The sequence below is a fragment of the Nostoc sp. genome, from assembly GCF_036917315.1.
Classification (GTDB): domain Bacteria; phylum Cyanobacteriota; class Cyanobacteriia; order Cyanobacteriales; family Nostocaceae; genus Nostoc.
Map to the genome: position 1 here is coordinate 1 of NZ_JBALDR010000042.1, position 18,572 is coordinate 18,572.

16 protein-coding genes and 1 pseudogene are annotated in these 18,572 nt (G+C 41.8%); 10 read left to right on the plus strand and 7 right to left on the minus strand.

The annotated features are described in order from the left end of the window. Positions 1–562 (minus strand): annotated as a pseudogene (locus V7K84_RS18190) (hypothetical protein); the annotation flags it as partial. A gap of 1 nt (position 563) precedes the next feature. Next, positions 564–1,940: a helix-turn-helix domain-containing protein gene (locus V7K84_RS18195; protein WP_334840046.1), complete on the minus strand. Its 1,377-nt coding sequence runs from the start codon at positions 1,938–1,940 to the stop codon at positions 564–566. A gap of 216 nt (positions 1,941–2,156) precedes the next feature. Between V7K84_RS18195 and V7K84_RS18200 the strand changes: the two genes are divergently transcribed. Then, positions 2,157–2,420 (plus strand): TRADD-N-associated membrane domain-containing protein, encoded by a 264-nt coding sequence (locus V7K84_RS18200; RefSeq protein ID WP_334840047.1) that lies wholly within the window; start codon positions 2,157–2,159, stop codon positions 2,418–2,420. A 26-nt stretch (positions 2,421–2,446) separates the two neighbouring features. On the opposite strand, the gene V7K84_RS18205 is transcribed toward V7K84_RS18200, so the two are convergent. Next, positions 2,447–2,896, minus strand: a complete 450-nt coding sequence (locus tag V7K84_RS18205; RefSeq protein WP_334840048.1) for a hypothetical protein — start codon at positions 2,894–2,896, stop codon at positions 2,447–2,449. A gap of 485 nt (positions 2,897–3,381) precedes the next feature. Here V7K84_RS18205 and V7K84_RS18210 point away from each other — a divergent pair, with 485 nt between their 5' ends. From V7K84_RS18210 to V7K84_RS18235, 6 genes are all read left to right on the plus strand, one after another. Then, positions 3,382–4,149 carry a GDSL-type esterase/lipase family protein gene (locus V7K84_RS18210; RefSeq protein ID WP_334840050.1) on the plus strand — a complete coding sequence of 256 codons (768 nt, stop codon included), beginning with the start codon at positions 3,382–3,384 and terminating at the stop codon, positions 4,147–4,149. Between the two features lie 192 nt (positions 4,150–4,341). Next, positions 4,342–4,776 (plus strand): hypothetical protein, encoded by a 435-nt coding sequence (locus V7K84_RS18215; protein WP_334840052.1) that lies wholly within the window; start codon positions 4,342–4,344, stop codon positions 4,774–4,776. 409 nt (positions 4,777–5,185) lie between these two features. Then, on the plus strand, positions 5,186–6,472 hold the full coding sequence (locus V7K84_RS18220; RefSeq protein ID WP_334840054.1) for a cation:proton antiporter: 1,287 nt from the start codon (positions 5,186–5,188) through the stop codon (positions 6,470–6,472). Positions 6,473–6,742: 270 nt separating this feature from the next. Further along, positions 6,743–8,932 carry a cation:proton antiporter gene (locus V7K84_RS18225; RefSeq protein ID WP_334840055.1) on the plus strand — a complete coding sequence of 730 codons (2,190 nt, stop codon included), beginning with the start codon at positions 6,743–6,745 and terminating at the stop codon, positions 8,930–8,932. A 4-nt stretch (positions 8,933–8,936) separates the two neighbouring features. After that, a complete protein-coding gene (locus V7K84_RS18230) occupies positions 8,937–9,419 on the plus strand; it encodes a hypothetical protein (protein WP_334840057.1) in 483 nt (160 codons plus the stop codon). Between the two features lie 107 nt (positions 9,420–9,526). Next, a complete protein-coding gene (locus V7K84_RS18235; RefSeq protein WP_334840059.1) occupies positions 9,527–10,357 on the plus strand; it encodes an AMIN domain-containing protein in 831 nt (276 codons plus the stop codon). 114 nt (positions 10,358–10,471) lie between these two features. On the opposite strand, the gene V7K84_RS18240 is transcribed toward V7K84_RS18235, so the two are convergent. Next, complete coding sequence (locus V7K84_RS18240) at positions 10,472–12,391, minus strand: transketolase C-terminal domain-containing protein (protein WP_334840061.1); 1,920 nt, start codon at positions 12,389–12,391, stop codon at positions 10,472–10,474. 295 nt (positions 12,392–12,686) lie between these two features. Between V7K84_RS18240 and V7K84_RS18245 the strand changes: the two genes are divergently transcribed. Continuing rightward, positions 12,687–13,451 (plus strand): DeoR/GlpR family DNA-binding transcription regulator, encoded by a 765-nt coding sequence (locus V7K84_RS18245; protein ID WP_334716857.1) that lies wholly within the window; start codon positions 12,687–12,689, stop codon positions 13,449–13,451. Between the two features lie 157 nt (positions 13,452–13,608). On the opposite strand, the gene V7K84_RS18250 is transcribed toward V7K84_RS18245, so the two are convergent. After that, complete coding sequence (locus tag V7K84_RS18250) at positions 13,609–14,148, minus strand: DUF3172 domain-containing protein (RefSeq protein WP_334840063.1); 540 nt, start codon at positions 14,146–14,148, stop codon at positions 13,609–13,611. A 356-nt stretch (positions 14,149–14,504) separates the two neighbouring features. Here V7K84_RS18250 and V7K84_RS18255 point away from each other — a divergent pair, with 356 nt between their 5' ends. Further along, on the plus strand, positions 14,505–15,332 hold the full coding sequence (locus tag V7K84_RS18255; protein WP_334840064.1) for an ABC transporter permease: 828 nt from the start codon (positions 14,505–14,507) through the stop codon (positions 15,330–15,332). An 8-nt stretch (positions 15,333–15,340) separates the two neighbouring features. Here the strand turns inward: V7K84_RS18255 and V7K84_RS18260 are convergent, their stop codons facing one another. Next, on the minus strand, positions 15,341–15,850 hold the full coding sequence (locus V7K84_RS18260) for a hypothetical protein (RefSeq protein ID WP_334840065.1): 510 nt from the start codon (positions 15,848–15,850) through the stop codon (positions 15,341–15,343). A gap of 347 nt (positions 15,851–16,197) precedes the next feature. Here V7K84_RS18260 and V7K84_RS18265 point away from each other — a divergent pair, with 347 nt between their 5' ends. Then, positions 16,198–16,854 carry a hypothetical protein gene (locus V7K84_RS18265; protein WP_334840066.1) on the plus strand — a complete coding sequence of 219 codons (657 nt, stop codon included), beginning with the start codon at positions 16,198–16,200 and terminating at the stop codon, positions 16,852–16,854. A 147-nt stretch (positions 16,855–17,001) separates the two neighbouring features. Here V7K84_RS18265 and V7K84_RS18270 read toward each other — a convergent pair whose 3' ends face one another. Further along, the gene (locus tag V7K84_RS18270; RefSeq protein WP_334840068.1) at positions 17,002–18,060 is read right to left on the minus strand and encodes a glycosyltransferase family 4 protein; all 1,059 of its coding nucleotides are present in this window, start codon (positions 18,058–18,060) and stop codon (positions 17,002–17,004) included. Positions 18,061–18,572 lie beyond the last annotated feature (512 nt).

The window sequence follows — 18,572 nt, forward strand, 5'->3', positions numbered from 1 at the left end:
CTTTCAGGGTGTTGTCCCATGAGGCAGAAATCACCTGTTGCCCATTGGGGGTGACGGCGACGGCATTTACCGAGTCACTATGACCTTTGAGGGTGCGGAGTAAGCGTCCTCCTGGTGGAGTTAAGCTAGGGGTTAAGGGACACAGCCAAGGGGTAGTTGTCCTTTGCTTTATTTGTGCCAATAATGCCTGAATTTCCTCTGGCATTTGCTGATTTAGTAACCTTCCGTGCAATTGACTCGCTAATTGCTGCTTATCTGTTACAAAAACATGTGCTGATAGTCTCAATGCTCCTTGAACTAATTTGAGATTTTTGACTTTCTCAGAGTTGGATTCTGAGTAATTTAATGTCTCTTCACCATCGATCAAATCATAATCGTCAATTAGCGGCTGCACCCCAAACTCAGGATAGTTAATCTTGGCAGTAATGAAATCAAAATCAGTCAGAGTTTGGTAATACTTTTCTAATTTTCCCGACTTTACCAAGCTTGGCGCTAAACTACCCAAGTAAGCACGTTGAAAAGCAGGACTTTGTGCCGCTAATTTGTCAGCAAATTCTCCCATATCACGCCATCTTCCCGATCAGGTAGTCTGCAATGCGTTGATTAACCTCTTGAAATAGCTTTCGTTTGGAATCCAAAACCCGTTTTGCTTTCAAAAAGTCTAAAAAACTAGCGTGATAGATGCTATGGCAGATTTCTCCTTTTATATCCTGCTGCTTCAAATACTCAACCCACTCATCTAAAACCGATTGCACATCATATTCCTCCTGTTTGGCAATATCTGCTATCATCTTCCAGGTAATTGGTGTACCAATCTCCACTAAAATAAACAGGATAAATACTTTTACTTCTTGGGGCTTTGCATCCATCCCCATACGTCCCCAATGAACTTGATAATAATCCTGAAGACCATCGGGTAATTGCGTTAAACTCAGGTCTTTATAGTCACCTTTAGCAATTCCTGGCAAGACATAGCGCAGGTACATAAAATTGTTGTCACTCTTAGTTGCTACTTGCTCAACAAAAGTCTCATCAGCAATATTTTTTTCTTGAATCCAATTTCTCAAGCCATCTTTATAGTCAGATATATCGTTCAGAATAAAGGTGATATATGCTTGAATATCATCACGATTTAATTGATCGTATTTACTTGCAGTTAAATCTAACTCTTGGTGTTTAACACCCTCAATATATAAACGCTTTTTATTAGGTTCATAACGTCGCCTCGTCAGCAAAAAATAAACTTTATCTGGCAGAGTCTTAGGCAAATATAAAATATTTTCTGCCCCTGGTTCTTGTTCTACTTCATCCAACGCATCAATTACAATTACCAACCGTTCACCATCAGAAATTTTGGCACTCGCTTTAATTAATAAAGCTGATAACTCATCATTTTCAGTATTTTCTAACTGGTAGCGATTAGTTAGCTGTTGACGAATACTTTTCAGAAATAATTCTGGGCTATTGTTTCTTTCTTGCAAAACATTAAAGTAACAAATCGCTTTATTTTCATAAACATACTTTGCTGCTATAGCACTTTTCCCCATCCCCGCATCACCGATCACTGTAAAATAACCCTTGGGATATTCTTTGAGAAAATCATCAAAAGCATCAAATACAAATTTGCGTCCACAAAACGAGCGAATCTTTTCTTTAATTAGCGGTTCAAACTCTTGTGTTGATTGCAGGTTTTGATTCCAATCTTGATGGTGAACTATATCTAATGGGCTAATGTTTAAAACTTGAGCAATATTCTTCACCGCCCATCTTTCAACTCCATTAGAAGCAGGTTTAGTACCAAGCAAACGTTTGATAGTATCAACACTTACTTTAGCTCTTTGTCCTAGTTCTTCTTGAGTCAATTTTGCTTGTTTCATGGCTTCTCTGAGCCGAGTTTTCCCTGTTTCGCTAGCCTTTACTTTATTGGAATCAAGAATCATAGATTTTTAAATAGAAATAAAACAAATAAAACTATAAACAATTTTGAATTTTGCTGTCTAGGGCAGATAGGTTTTGCAAATAACTCTAATTGCCCTAATTTCAAGGGCAGATAATCAAGATTAACTCAATCTAATTGCCCTGGAATCTCTCATTATCTCTATTTAAGATACTGATATACAAACAAATTCTATAGCTAAAGGCTAAGGAACTTAACAATGCAAAATAATAATGATCCAATAAAAGGCGAATTTATGCATGAGTTGTTGCGCCAAGCAAAATTAACATTCAACCTTGCTTTGAGTGTCACCGCTGCTTCTGCCATGATGACATTAGGCGGTGTAGGTTTGCTGTATTTCAACAAAGTATCCGAAGCCAGCCTCACAGCTGGAGGCGGCGCACTGGCTACTATAACTAGCGTTCAACTCGCTAAACAAACAAGAGAGGAATTATTACAGATTCTAGAAAAATCAGATGGGTGAATTTAGAGAAGATAGAGCGATTATCTTTACAATAAATTGAAAAGTGGGCATAGGCGTAACCCGTCGTAGAGATCGCCTAGCCATTTCGAGTTCCAAAGCTTAACGTTGACCTTCCGAGGCTCGACGTTGACCTTCTGAGGCTCGACGTTGACCTTCTGAGGCTCGACTTTGACCTTCTGAGGCTCAACTTTGACCTTCTGAGGCTCAACGTTGACCTTCTGAGGCTCAACTTTGACCTTCTGAGGCTCGACTTTGACCTTCTGAGGCTCAACGTTGACCTTTCGAGGCTCAACTTTGACCTTCCGAGGCTCGACGTTGACCTTCTGAGGCTCGACTTTGACCTTTTGAGGCTCAACTGCGGCAATATTAACCTTGGAACCGCATAGATGCTTCTGACTTTTCACGTTATGCGGAAAAATCCACCAAAAACCTAACCCCCTAACCCCCTTCCCGTGTCGGGAAGGGGGAAAATTCAAAGTCTTTCTCCTTATTAGGCTACGGTGTACACACAAGTTATCGAATCACTACTAGTCCTCGAATTACCCCACCCTAACCCTCCCCTTGTAAAGGCTACGGTGTACACACATCTTTCTAGAAAACCAAAATCGTCGTAGATCCCCCTAAATCCCCCTTAAAAAGGGGGACTTTGAGAGCTTTTTGCCCCCCTTTTTAAGGGGGGTTGGGGGGATCAAAAGGCTGTGGTGCAACTCTAGAAGACTTGTGTGTACACCGTAGCTTGTAAAGGGGAGGGAACTAGATTTCTTGTTTCCCCCCTTGTAAAGGGGGGATTAAGGGGGGTAATTCGACTTGTGTGTACACCGTAGCCTTATTAGGAGAGAGAAATAGAAGTGAGGTTTTCCAAATGCCGTGAAAAGTCAGATAGATGCTTGAACACTAAAGATAGCCATCTATGGTATAGAAATGTATAGAATCTTGTAAAGATATAAAATATAGTTTTTAAATGCACACATTTCTTGCTTCTTCCTCAATGCCGCTGTCTGTACCACCAAATCACTTTCAGCCTATGAAGATTGTCGCACTGGGGGACAGCTTAATTTATGGATTCGGCGACCCAGAAAAAGGAGGCTGGATTGAGCAACTACGGCGATGGTGGATGTTGCCGGATAGTGCCGGTCATATTCTTTATAATTTAGGGGTAAGAGGCGATCGCACGCAACAAGTAGCCCAAAGACTAGAAGTTGAGTTCCGCCACCGGGGTGAACTGCGAAATCGTGTCCCCGACTTGATTATTTTATCAGTAGGCGTGAATGACTCAGCCCGGTTGGCGCGTCCCGATGGTCGAAGTTACACAGATTTTACATTGTTTGAAAAAGAAATTGCGTCTCTGCTAGATTTAGCACAGCAACTTTGTCCTGTGTTATTCGTGGGCATGGTGCCAGTGGATGAAGCCAAAATGCCGTTTTTAGATTGTTTTTACTACAATCATGCCGACCAGTACCGCTACAAAGAAGCAACTCGAATTGCTTGCAGCAAACGGCAGATTCCCTATTTGGATATTTTTGAGCAATGGATGGAACGGGGTGAAAGTTGGCGACTCAAACGCTTGAGTGAAGATGGACTCCATCCCAATACACTAGGTTATCAAGCTTTGTTAGAAGATGTAATCAATTGGGATGCCATACCTTCTCTACGAGACGCTACCCGAACAATGGATTTTGCTAATGCAGCTTACCATTCTAAATTTGATTATCACCTTAAACCATCCTAATAATTAATATAGAAGATGTGTTGGTGCTTTGGAGGTAGCCGATATTCTCGTATTTGCCATCCTCGCAAAAAGCACCACAATCTTCCTAATTTTTTAATGAAGTGAGTCAAAATCTATCTATAAAAAGTCTAATTTCTCTATATTATTCATAACTCCTAACTCCTAACTCCTAACTGCTAACTCAGCACTCCTATGACACCAACTTTATTTGGTCGCTGGCAAACTCGATTATTATTACTGGCAACTGTCGGCGTACTCGTATCTTTGCCATTTGCAATAGGTTGGATTGGCCCTAGTGCTAACTCAGTTTATTTTTGGATACTTGCTTATGTCGCCATTTTGGGCTTAGGTTGGGATGTACTTTATAACTATCTCCAAAAATCACGTTGGGATAGAGATTGGCCCGCAGCCTATCAACTCTTAGCTGGTATATGGGAATTAATATTTATATTTTGTGGAGTTAAGCTAATTGGCTTCTTGCCAATACCTTTACCGAAAGAAGAACTTTCGCCAGAAACTTTTTTATTGCACTATAGCATCGTGTGGCTAGCAGTTTTTATTAGTTCCCAAAGCCTGATGCGAATTATCTTCCCTCGTTGGCGTTTCCGGGGCGGGGAGTGGTTGTAAAATTTCAAATTCTCGAAACTAATTTAATCAAAAATTCTAGCAATTTTCAGGTAATTGAGCCGTAGGTTAGGGACGTACATTTGTGCGTCCCTACAATCGATTGTGCCTCAAATAGATAAGAAAAGGCTATAAATCAAAAATTAACAAATCATAAAAAATCATATATGGCGGTTTTAGTTTGGATGCAATATGTTGTATTGACGTACAGTTGTGTGCGTTATTAAGAACAAGATGACTTTGGAAACCAAAGCAACGTATTGCTTGTTGTATCTCATCAAATTACAAACAGCTATCTTATGTTTACAAAATTGGCATTTGTGCTGATGTAGTAGTCATATATGAGTAAAACAGGAAAACTTTAGAGTCTAGGGAGATTCTTCAATGCAGAGACATAAATTAAGGAAGTGCAATGTCAAATTTTGATCTGGTTATTCAGCTATTTCTGCAACTCACAGTTATTTTAACCACTTGTCGCATTGTCACGATTTTAGGACGCCGCTATCTTGGTCAAACCGATGTTGTTTGCGAAATGATCGCAGGTGTAATGCTAGGGCCATCACTTTTAGGATTGATTGCACCAGATTTTCAGCAATGGCTATTTCCTAAGCTTCCTATCATCACTGCTGTCGGACTCAAAATACCCAATCCATCGATGTCGATTTTGTATGCTATCAGCCAGATTGGGTTGGCAATTTATATGTTTTTGATTGGTTTAGAGTTTAATACCAAACTCTTAAAACATCATATTAAAAGTGCAAGTTTGCTATCTGCGGCTGGGATTATCACTCCTTTTATTTTAGGAGCGATCGCATCTTTTTGGTTTTATCACAATGGCGATTTTTTTCAACCAAAAGTCATGCCTTGGTCAGCCGCTTTGTATCTGGGTGCGTCGATGACAATTACGGCTTTCCCAATGTTAGCTCGTATTCTTTACGAACGCGGTCTTGCACAAACTCGCTTTGGTACTTTGGCTTTAGGTGCAGCATCGGTAGATGATGCAGTTGCTTGGTGTTTGCTGGCGATCGTGCTTGCCAGCGTGAAAAATTCTCTGAGCATTGCCATATTAGCAATTGGTGGTGGCATTTGCTATGTGCTATTTGCGATTTTTCTCGGACAACCTCTACTGAAAGCCTTCACACGGATGACAAAACGCGAAGGTGTGAACAGACAAACCTTGACTTTAATGTTGATAATTTTGATGTTTTGTGCATGGTTTACCGATGTTACAGGTATCTATGCAATATTTGGTGCTTTTGTGTTGGGAGCAGTGACACCACGCGGAGAATTTGCCCAACAAATTCGCCAATATACGGAATTTTTAACTACTTCTTTTTTGTTACCGATCTTTTTTGTTTTCTCTGGATTAAACACTCAAATTGGATTGGTAAACACACCTACTTTATGGGGAGTGACGCTATTAATTATTGCGATCGCAATTCTCGGTAAAGGTGTTGCTTGTATGTTGGCTGCAAAATTGGCGGGAGAAAATTGGCGCGAATCTGCAACAATCGGCGCTCTGATGAATGCTCGTGGTTTGATGGAGTTAATCATCCTCAATATTGGTCTGGAACAAGGTATAATTACCCCAACTTTATTCACGATAATGGTTATTATGGCGGTCATTACTACTCTTATGGCATCACCACTGATTGCCTTTTTATTGCACGGTACAAGCTATGAAAAATCTTCTACTTAAGCAAAATTACATATTAGATTAATTAAGTATCTAGTACAATATCTCAGCTAGTTTTGAGGGTTTTTAGTAAGCGCTTTAGTGCTGAGAAAATTAAGGACTCAAGTCCTTACTACTAACTTGCTTACCCATAACGGCTGCAACTGCATCGTAACAATAATTAATATAACAAGGAAGCACAAATTACTCTTTGTTGTATCTAACAAGCTTGACATTTTCCAGTCTTTTAAAGAATTATCTTAGGGAAACCAGATAGTTAATTTTGAGGAAACCATGCACATAGTTGTTCTCGTTCTGGTTGAGGTGCTGATTGTTATTGGACTTTCACGGGTAGTAGGTCTAGCATTTCGTTCTATTAAGCAACCGCTAGTAATTGGTGAAATTGTCGCCGGAATTATGCTCGGCCCATCTTTATTTGGTTTAGTTGCTCCCCATCTAGCAGTTAGCTTGTTTCCACCAGAAACTTTTCCTTTTCTGAATGTTTTGTCTCAGGTGGGACTAATATTTTTCATGTTTTTGATTGGGCTAGAACTAAATCCCAAATACCTCAGCGGACAATTAGAAGTAGCAGTTTTAACTTCTCATGTCAGCATTTTGGTGCCGTTTTCTCTAGGAACATTGCTAGCGGTGATACTTTATCCCCTAGTTTCCAATGCAAGTGTATCATTCACCGCCTTTGCATTATTTTTGGGGGCGGCGATGTCGATTACTGCCTTTCCAGTGTTGGCGCGAATCATTACTGAAAACAATTTACAAGGAACGCGTTTAGGAACCCTAGCGTTAACTTGTGCAGCAGTGGATGATGTGACAGCTTGGTGTCTATTAGCAGTAGCGATCGCAGTTGCACGGACTGGTGACTTTGCTGATGCTATACCTACAATTATCGCCAGTATAGTTTACATCGGCTTGATGTTGACAGTCGGTCGTTGGTTCCTGCAACGCCTTGCCAAACACTACCTCCGTGCGGGAAGACTCAGCCAATTACTGCTAGCTGGGATTTATATGGCAGTAGTTGCGTCGGCACTAATCACCGAACTAATTGGGATTCACTTAATTTTTGGGGCATTTTTGCTGGGAGCAGCCATGCCCAAAAATGAAGATTTAGTGCGAGAATTGGCAATAAAAACGGAAGATTTTGTCCTAATTTTCTTGCTGCCCATATTTTTTGCCTACAGTGGTTTAAAAACGCAGATTGGCTTGCTCAACCGTCCCGAATTGTGGCTTTTGTGTGCGTTGGTTTTAGCAGTGGCGATCGCAGGCAAGTATGTTGGTACTTATGTAGCAGCGCGTGTCAGTGGCATTAGTAAACGGGAAGCCTCGGCACTCGGTTGGTTAATGAATACTCGCGGTTTAACCGAACTGATAGTGCTAAACATTGGTTTAGAGTTAAAGGTAATTTCCCCCTTAATATTTACCATGCTGGTAATTATGGCATTGGTAACTACCTTCATGACCTCGCCACTGTTGGAATGGACATATCCGAAGAAGCTGATCAGGTTAGATGTGGTGGAACCGGAGTTAGAAGCACAAACGGCTACCAGCGCTACTGATGCCGAAACTTTTATTCGTCCTTACCGAATTTTGGTGCCAGTGGCGAATCCGAGTAGCCAAAAAGGCTTGGTACAGTTGGCAGCAAACATTGCGCTCAACTCCCGATCCCCCGCTGTTGTTAACCCTCTGAGCCTGATTGAATTTGAAGAAGATTATGCCTTTGAAAGTACGCCAGTTGAAGCAGACCGATTAATTGCCCAGCGCCGCCAGCAGCTAGAAGAATTGATTAATACCCTCGAACCAGTAGAAACACGCTCTCATGTGCATCCCATCATTCGCATATCTAGTAATGTCGCAAGGGAAACCGCACAGATTGCCGCACTCAAACAAGTTGATTTAATTCTTGTGGGATGGCATCGCCCAGCTTTTAGTAGCAACCGCTTAGGTGGAAGAGTTGGTCAAATGCTCACTACTGCGCCAGTCGATGTTGCAGTGTTTGTGGATAGAGGAAGCGATCGCTTAGAAAGCTTGTTGGTGCCTTATTCGGCAAATATTCATGATGATTTGGCATTAACACTGGCTCTAAGACTGCTAATTAACCGTGAAACTTGTGTATTACAGGTTTTGCAGGTTGTACCCGAAAATCACCTCAAGGATGAATTGAGTTACGAGTTAAATACGATGATGGAGCAATTACCGAGTAGTGTACGCGATCGCATCGAAATCAAAATTGTTCAAGTTCCAGAGCCAATCCAAGCTGTAGTCGAAGCCTCAAAAAATGTAGACCTAACAATTGCAGGCACCAGCCGCACTTGGGGTATCGAGCGTCAAACCTTGGGAAGATATACAGATCAACTAGCCATTCAATGTTCTTCTTCCCTGCTGATCGCTCGCCGTTACAGTCAAGTCACCGCTCATCTGGCTTCCATGCTTCCTGATGTTAGCAGTCAAGAGCCAACACTTAGGAGTTGAGAACATGAATCATTTCAACTTCAAATCTTTAAGTTTTTACGGAGTAGCAATAATTTCAGTGCTACTGTTGTTTAAAACTGTCACTGTTTACGGAGAAAACAAACTCAAGGCTCCTCCGCCAGTTAACGGTCGCTATCGTCTAACCTTAGCGGAGAATTTGCCTAACTGTGAAAAATCGGATACTCTGACGTTAAACATTGAGCAGTCAGGTATTTACTTAAATGCCTCTGTATTACCGGCAAACGCTAACGCCGACACTGACGAAAAGCACTCTCTGGCAGGCATCTTCAGAAATCAACAATTAAATTTATCTGGAAAAGTTGGTAAATCAATCCTTTGTAATATTCCTCGCCCCCAAAACGATCCTCTAACCTCAGTCACAATTCAAATGCAACTTGTGGATAAAGGTAATATGACAGGTCAATTAACCGTAAATGGTATTCCACAAACTCTGAAATTTACTGCTGTGCCTCAAAAAGCTAATTGAATTGGGGGATTGGTAGAGACGCGATTCATCGCGTCTACGGGATTGGAAGCGCGAAGTAAACAGCAATGTAAGTGCATTGTATGGGTTTTATGGAGCAAATAAAAAGAATGGATCGGGAACTAAAAACTAAGCAATCTTACCAATGGGGCAAGCAGTTATTTAGCATCAGTATATTAAGTTTTTATGCAGCGATCGCCCTCGGAACTTTCACTACTGCTGCTACACCAGGGGCAAAGCTAAATAATTGGCGTTTTTCTCCCAAGACACAGCAACTCGAAATCACTCTCTCAGCAGGCACAACCCCTCGTTATTTCTACTTAGCCCAACCCTCTCGTTTGGTTGTAGATTTACCGAATACTAAGTTGGGCAAAGTTAGCACGCAACAAAATTATTCTGGAGCAATCAAAAGCATTCGCATTTCTCAACTCAACGCAAATGATACACGTATTGTCCTAGATTTAGCAGCAGGGACTGTTTTTAATCCCAAAAAGGTACAACTGCAACCCGTTTCTCGAAAAAACTCCACTCGCTGGGTATTACGTCCGGTTATTTCTGGTAAAACTACTGCCATAAAATCAGGAAGTTCCCCTCCTTCAGCCAAGAAACAACCTCAAACACTCCAAAAGCCGCCTAGTAACTTACCCGTAATTACTAACTCACAATCCCCTTCACTCACAGTTCCGCCTCCATCTAATGAACTGCCCTCAACAATTACTACTAACTCAGGGCAGCCTTTTGTGACTGTACCTCCTTTAACTCCAAATACATCCTCTCAACAACCTGCTTTGAGTCTTCCCCCTCCTTCTTTCTCAAATCAACCTAGTAATTTAAATAACATTCCTCCTTTCGGGGTATCGGAATTTCCTGTTCCAACAATCCCCAACGATCCCGAACCCCAGGTAATCGAGTTTGGTCAGCCTTTACCCAAAACTAAATGAAAATAGGGAATTGGGCATGGGGCATGGAGCAGGGGAGCAGAGGGGCAGAGGGGCAGAGGGGAAAAACTTACTGCCACTTCTCCCCTGCTCCCCTGCTATGCCCTAATAAATGAATTACCTTTTTCCAACTAACTCCTTCACCTTGTTGATGATGCCGACTGGATCGATACCTTGATATGGGTACTGTTCCCACAAACCACCGCAACCTTCTTTATAAGTTCCAAGATGGGCATATTTGGGAGTCAAACCCCGCTCTAGTAGCCAAGAACCGAAACGGCTGCCTAAGCCAGTACGACGGTTGAAGGGTTCTACTACAAGCACAAAAGGAGCGTTACCAACTTTGGTAATTATTTCTTCATCAATGGTGTTTAAAGTTGTTTTGTTAATCAAACCAACGTCTAGCCCTTCTTGTTTAAGACGCTCTACAGCATCAACGGCACGGTAGAGAGCATCGCCAAAACTGATGATATAGCCTTGCGTCCCTTCTCGTATAACCTCATCTTTACCAGGAACAAATTTGTAGCCATTTCCAAAAAAGTCATTGCCGTTGCTGTCCTGAATATTGGGGACTTTGGAACGGGTGGAGAAAATAAACCGCAGTCCAGGCTCAAAAAACACAGCTTCTACACAAGCTGTCATTTGATTATTATCTGCCGGAAAGTACAACTGTGTTGGGTAGCCATCATCCAAGCCATTGTCGGCAAACATATTATTTATACCAAAGTGGCAGCTGTTATCTGCCATATCATCTATACCCGCATGGGAAAAATGACACAGAACATTGGAATAGTTCAGCCGTGCCATCGTGATTTCTGAGATACACATTTCTAAAAAGGCGCTGAAGGTCGCAAAAATACCTTGCTTGCCCTCGTCCATCCCGAATCCAGCCGCAGCAGAGAAGTTGCTCCGTTCCATAATCCCGGAAGAAATAAATATTTCTGGGTATGTTTCATGAATTGTCTTCAAACCGCAGGAGCCTTCTAGATCGCTATCAATGACCATGACTTTTTCTTTACGCTCCGCCTCACTCATGCGACCAAGAACACCCACCACGGCTTCACCAAACACACTGCGGTTAGCGCCCCATTTGTCACCAGAACCCAGAAACGTATATGTTTGTTTGGGTTTCTCAATACTTTTAAGGTATTCGACAGCCGCAGTTTGTCCGCGAGATTCTAGATACTTAACTGCTAAATCTACAGAAATTACATCATGACCATGAATGGAACCTTCTAAGCCTTCAATACCAGGACACATTGGGCGTTTATTGATCAGAGCGATCGCTCCGGGAGTATTCACAGCTTCGCAAATACGATGGTATAAATCGTCTAAGTCTTCTCCGTTTCCCTGAAGAACCTTCAAACCGTGGCCTTCTAAGGTTTTGGCTACGCTGAAACCAGGTAAATATTTAGAAGGATGTCCAGCGATCGTTACATCATTGTCATCAATAAGCAGCTTGACGTTGAGATGTTGAGCAACAGCCAAGCGAGCAGCTTCGGCATCATTGCCTTCTTGCTGCGAACCATCAGAACCGAGACAGAAAACAGCCTTGCCTGGATTCGCCATTGCCACACCATTAATGTAAGGCCAAATATGGCCCAAGCGCCCAGAACTAAATTTCACACCAGGAGTTAGTTTTAGTTCGGGGTGTCCCGGTAAATTGGAATGTGCTTGCCGATAACGTAAAAGTTGCTCGGCAGGTAAGTCACCATGCAATGTTGCCATCAGATATTGAGTGGCAACTCGATGTCCTGCTTCATCAAAGAAAATCGGTACAAATTGCTCCGATGCTCCCCGGAAAAAGGCATCGAGAATCATTACCTCTGGCACTGTATCATAAGGCCCACCAGTATGACCGCCGACTCCGCTAGCAGCGCCAGTCGCGGTAAAAAAGACGATCGCATCTCTACAGAGTTGAATATTCGCTTTTAAAGTTTCTCGCTGTTCAGCAGTGAGGCTGGAATTTGCGGGATTGAGCGCTAAAGGTTTGTAAGCACCGAGATCGATCGGAAATTGGGTATTAATAGTAGTCATGGTTTATTGATTGAATAAAAAACAATTTGAACAGACCGAATGCGCGATCGCACTACAAAAAAATTGTTAAAACCCAGATTGGGCAACAATTATCCAAGCTCAAGTTAACCACTCGGAACCGTTGTGGAACTGTGTAATTTCATCAAATGCCAAAATCAATAAATTCAATTGTGCATGAATGTGCTTGAATTCAATTGAAGTTACGGATTACCGTACAAAGACTTGCATATCAATAAGTATAAACTCACAAACACGCAATTTCAAGTCCAAAAACGCAATTTCAGGAAAATTAATTATGCTAACTGCTGAACGACGACAATTCATCTTAGAAATTCTGCGTCGTGATAAAAAGGTACTTTCGACAGAACTGAGTGCTGTTCTGAAGGTTTCTGAGGATACGATTCGGCGGGACTTGCGAGAACTGGCAGTAACGGGACTATTGCAACGCGTTCATGGGGGAGCGCTCCTCAAATCTCCAGCCACCGCTAGTTATGCCGATCGCCAAAAGCAAGCGCCAAAAGAAAAGGAAGCGATCGCTCGCACAGCAGCAAAATTAGTTTGTACGGGACAGGTGGTGATTTTAGATGGAGGTACGACAACTCTCCAAGTAACCCGTCATTTGCCCCTAGATTTGCACGCAACAGTGATCACAAATAGTCCGCCAATAGCAGTTGCTTTAGCAGAACATCCCCATATAGAAGTTGTGATGTTAGGTGGACAACTCTACAAAAAAGCCTTGGTGAACGTGGGTACTGTCACAATTGAGACATTACGGATGATTCGTGCAGATTTGTGCATGTTGGGGGTTTGCAGTTTGCATCCAGAAGTTGGGATTAGTGTACCTAACCTAGACGAAGCCCACGTCAAACGAGCGATGATTGCTGGATCGGCTGAGGTAGTAGGATTAGTCACAGCAGAAAAATTAGACACGGCTGCTCCTTATCTCGTGGAGTCTATTCATGCCCTGACTTACCTAGTAACAGCACCTACAGTATCTAATAATATGCTGAGTGCCTACAAAGCTTTAGGTTTGACAATTATACGTGAAGAATACGAATGATCTGATTTGACAGATGCGATCGTGGGGATTGGGGAGCAGAGGAACTGGGGAACTGGGGAACTGGAGAAATGGGGATATGGGGATATGGGGAGCAGTGGCAGTAAGTATTTTCCCCTCTGCCCCTCTGCCCCTCTGCCCCTTATACCCAATACCCAAATCAAAATCTATCCGTTTCTTGAGGTGTTCCAACTGCTCCCGGTTGAGCGGTAAAGAAGTTTTGAGCAGCTTCATTCTGATATATACATCTAATATCAGGTTTATCACTGTCCAAGTTACCTGTAAAGCCAAAGGTGTTCAGGCGATTTTTGCACTCATTTACCTGATCGGATGTCACCAACTTACGTTGCTCTAAAAGCGCCCAGTTATTTTGTCGGATTACGCATCCAGGACGCATACTAGGCTGGGCAACATAGACATTGAAGGGGTTGAGAGTGACGAACAGTCTAGCGTCCATCACCATCGCGCTGGCTCCGTACTGCACACAAATTTCAGGATTCGGTGCTTTGGTGTCTATAAATTCACGAGAAGCTACATTTGATGGAGCCAATGTGGTTGTAGAACTAAAAGCAATCCCAATCCCAATTCCCAAAATCAACACCCCTCCCATAATTGCGATGGTGGTGAAGTTAAATAGAGGGGATTGGAAAATAGAGGGTTTAGGAGTAGTAGCCGATCTACCAGTAGATTTACGTCTCATTGTTGCTTAATCACCTTCACGCCGATTTGGGAGGGAGTGGTCTAAAGTTTTTTCTCCCTCTTTCAGTATGCCTATTCTTGACTGTAATTGCCTGTGATTTTCTCTGCGATATTCTTGTTAAATGAAAAAAATACTAGTTTATCTAGATATTGGGACAAAATTTTAATACTTTTAATTGTTATCAGATATAGCTAATTTACTTTTCACAATTGAGCTAGTCAGAATGCTTAAACTATCTAACTTTTGTTGTTACTTTTCAATTTTTCGGATGAGATATTTTTGTTACCCCTAGTAATTGATGTGTAAAATAATGTAGATTAACATTTAATGAAATTTTAATAAGTAATTGAAAGCAAGTGACATCTCAAAGAGCGCTATCTTCGGGCAAGAGGTTCAAAACTTCGCAACTTCAAATCTTTCTGGCTGATAGTCTGACTATTTTTTGGGGAGATTGGTTAGATTTACGCGTGAGAATTTTACCTGTTGCTGCATCAGGTTTAATATCGCCACTGATATATATTTTAGCTTTTGGCTTGGGTTTGGGTAGTTCCATCAAACCCGGTTCAGGAATTAGTGGTAATTATGACAACTATTTGGAATTTATATTACCGGGAATGGTGGCTCTGTCGTCGATGACGGTTAGCTTTGCTGGAACGACATTTTCAATTTGTGGAGATAGACTATTTACCAAAACCTTCGAGGAATTGTTGTTAACTCCCATAAACCCCTTAGCTTTGTACATCGGTAAAATGCTGGCGGGAGTCGTGCGAGGTTTGATGACTTCCGGTTCCGTGATTTTGGTAGCGCTGCTGTTGACAGGAAACTGGAATTTTCTCAACCCACTATTTTTACTGTTAGTGGCGCTGAATTGTTCGGTATTTGCTGGATTAGGGGTGATTATAGGGTTAAGTGTGCGATCGCTCGAATCAGTCGGACTTTACAATAATTTTATCATTATCCCCATGTCCTTCTTAGGAGCAACGTTCTTTGACCCTGCTACATTACCATCTGCTCTCAAAGTTGTAGTTTACCTTTTGCCACTAACCTACACCAGCATTGGATTGCGTGCAGTTGCACATCTACCCTTGTCTCAGTTTCCTTGGTACAGCATACCGATTTTGCTAGTGGTTGCGATCGCTCTTTCTCTCTGGGGCGGTTATAAATTTGCTCATCAACAAGATTAAAGCCTTGATTACAACTTGTGCTTTAACTGTTGAATTTTCTGTAAAACTTTTTCCCGATGCTGCGTCAGCTTGATCCATCGGGGTAGGCGACTGGCAAGACTGCTATTGTGCCAGCCTAATGAGTTATCTGGCAAGCGTTCTCGCAACCTCGATCGAACATAGCTTTCCAGGAAGTTCAAATGTGCTTCATTATATGCCCATAGTACCTGACCGCAACAAGAGATTTGGAGCCACAGGGGCAAGCCAAAAAAATGGTCTAGTATTCCATCGCTGGAATTTCTTTTATCCCTGTAATTGTTCTGCCACAGTAGCAATGCAGCTTTTCGATTGCCATCCTTTGACTTTTGTTTTGTATAGCTACAGTGCTGACAGGTAATTCTTTTGATGGAACTGAGACTTGATTGCTCAGATTTTACAGTCAATATCTTGGCAATGCGATCGCATTGGGGACAGCGTACTAAAATTTCTTGCTCAAAATCAGCAAGCCGTTTGCCATAGTCTCTAAATCTTATAACCATTTCATCTCAAACCTGCTATTTTGTAGCGTCCCGTTAAGACAAAATAAACCACAGTTCATTAGCAGTCAGGGTAATTACTTATGACCCACACATTGTCTAATCTGTCAATGCATAAGTTCTAATTTGGATTTTTTATAAAGATTGCGTGAAATTACTAGTTATCATGATAAAGCATTACAAGAATTGCTTTATAAATCAACCTATGAGTAGATATCAACTCAGTGAGCAAACACACATTAACCACTATTTATCTAGCAGATAGATAGCAGTTTAAAAATGAGTTTTTGCTGTTTGATTTAAACCACGTGGTATAGCACTCTGTTAATCAATATCCCAAGGACACAAATATGACTAGAATTGCCACAAAAATAGCCTTGTCTGCTCTCGGAGCAGCAGGAATTAGTTTTTTGTCTTGGACACCAGCAAGAGCCGTCATTTTTGTAGAACCCATTGTGACGACTAAAAATCAAGATGTACTCGACGCAAAAAAACCAAGAACCCTTACAGGGTTTTTACCAGGGGAAGTAATAGAATATGGTGTTCCAGATGTAGCTAATAACTTTCTAAATGCTACCGGATACGATATAAATAGCTTGGTCTTTGATTTAAAAACCCTGTCCTATAGTAATCCGAATTCTACTCCACCATTTGATAATGAAACAGTGGAGTGGGGAGATGTTAATGGAGATGGGAAGATTGGTAACTCTGCTAACCCCGATCTCAAGGATATTTTTACAAACATTACCATTGCTGGTAGTACTGTCACTTTTAGTGGTGGCGTCATCCCAAACGGAACCCTGTTTTACAATCCATTCGCTACCCTGCCTAATCTAGCGCCAGGTGCTGGAATCATTCCACCAATTCCAGCAGACCAAGAAGATAAAGATGGGCCGATCAGGGTGGCTTCTTATTACACGGCTGTTCCTGAGTCAACTAACGTTTTGGGCGTACTGGTTTTTGGCGCTTTAGGCGTAGCTTTAAAATTAAAGCGATCGCTCTGTTAAGGGTATTGGGGACTAGAAGTGGGGAAGAAGCAGGAGAGCAGCACTTCTCTACGAGAGGCTGCGCTCTGTTACCGAGGAGAAGTTGCAATAAGTTTTCTCCTCTGCCCCTTTGCACCTCTGCACCTCTGCCTCTTGTGCCCCATGCCTTCATTCTGTAATTAACTCACGATACACTGTCATTGTTTCCTGATGGACGCGGGCAACACTCAGCCTCTCTAGGTTCTTCTTTGCCCGCTGTTTCCACTCTTGCAGCATCTCGGCATTACTCAGTAATTGCACTAAAACCCCAGCTAAAGCATGACTATCTTTTGCTGGTACCAAAAGACCTGCTCGCCCGTTGTCTAAAGCTTCAGGAATCCCGTCTACCTGAGTGCCGACGATCGCAGTTCCAGTTTCTCTAGCTTCCGAAAGTACCAAAGGGCAAGGGTCGCGGTGGGAAGCCAGCACAAATATGTCACAAGATATCAAATAGCGTTGAGGTTCTGCTTGGAAGCCTTCAAAATGAATGCGTTCCTTTACAGAAGTTGCTTGTGCCTGTGCCTCAAATAGCTGTTTCTCAGGGCCATTTCCGACCAAATAAAGATGAGCTTGGGGAAAATCTGAGGCAATTTGTTCAAAGGCAGCAATTAACTCAGCAATTCCCTTGCGTTGATACATTCCGGCTACAGTGGCGATCGCTGGATGTTGTAATGGTAAAGGTAGATAATCTTGTATCTGTCTAGTGCGGGGACTACCTAAAGTGCCGTTACATACCACCCGCAACTTGTTTTCTGGAATACCACGCTTAATCATAGAATCACATACAGCCTGACTGACAGCAATTACTCTGTCAGCTAAACCCATCAGCAGGCTGGCACGCTGAAATTCGTTGTGGACTGTAGAAACTAAAGTATATTTGCGTCCCTTAAAAATCCGTGCTAATATTATGCCCGTCATCATGTGAGCATGAACAATATCCGGCTGAAATTCAGCTGCGATCGCTCGGTAACGTATAGCTGCTTTGATCGTATTTATCGGTTTTCTGCTTTGATCTAGGTAGTAATGTTTGACACCAAAAATATCTAGTAAAGCCTCGTATTCTCCACCAGCAGAAACAACCGCTACCTCATAACCAGATTTTGCTTGTAGACAAGCCAGATCCACAGCCACATTCACAATACCGTTACCTATTTCTTGAACGTGGTTCAAAATATGTATGATTCGCATAATCTTTGAAATGTATATAAAAAATAAAGATAAGCAACCGAGTATAAATCAACCAACATAATTATTGAGGTCTTCAGCGACAACTCAAAAGTAGTCAGTAGTGCGTAAAATTAACCACTTTCTACTGATTAAGAGCGCTTATTACCAGTTACTTAGCTTAAAGACTTATTCAGTAACGGCTCGATAAATCGGGGTAAAACTTCAAAATTCTGAAGACTGAATCTGTTATCTTAAATTTTATATTTCCCAATACTTAGTATCGAAACTCTAGTACAGCATGGCAGCCAAAACAGAGAATAAAAGCTTTTGTATACTGCTTAAAAAATAGCAATTTGCTTGATGATAAAGAAGGAAATTAATGGTAACAAATAATTCATTATTACTGTTAATAATTGTGTGAAAGCCCGGTAATGATAAAGCTTCAGTCAGTTTGAGTTGAACTCATAACCTTAGTTTGAGGTGACAAAATGGCAACTTTACAGACTCCGCACTGCTAATCAAATTCCACAATT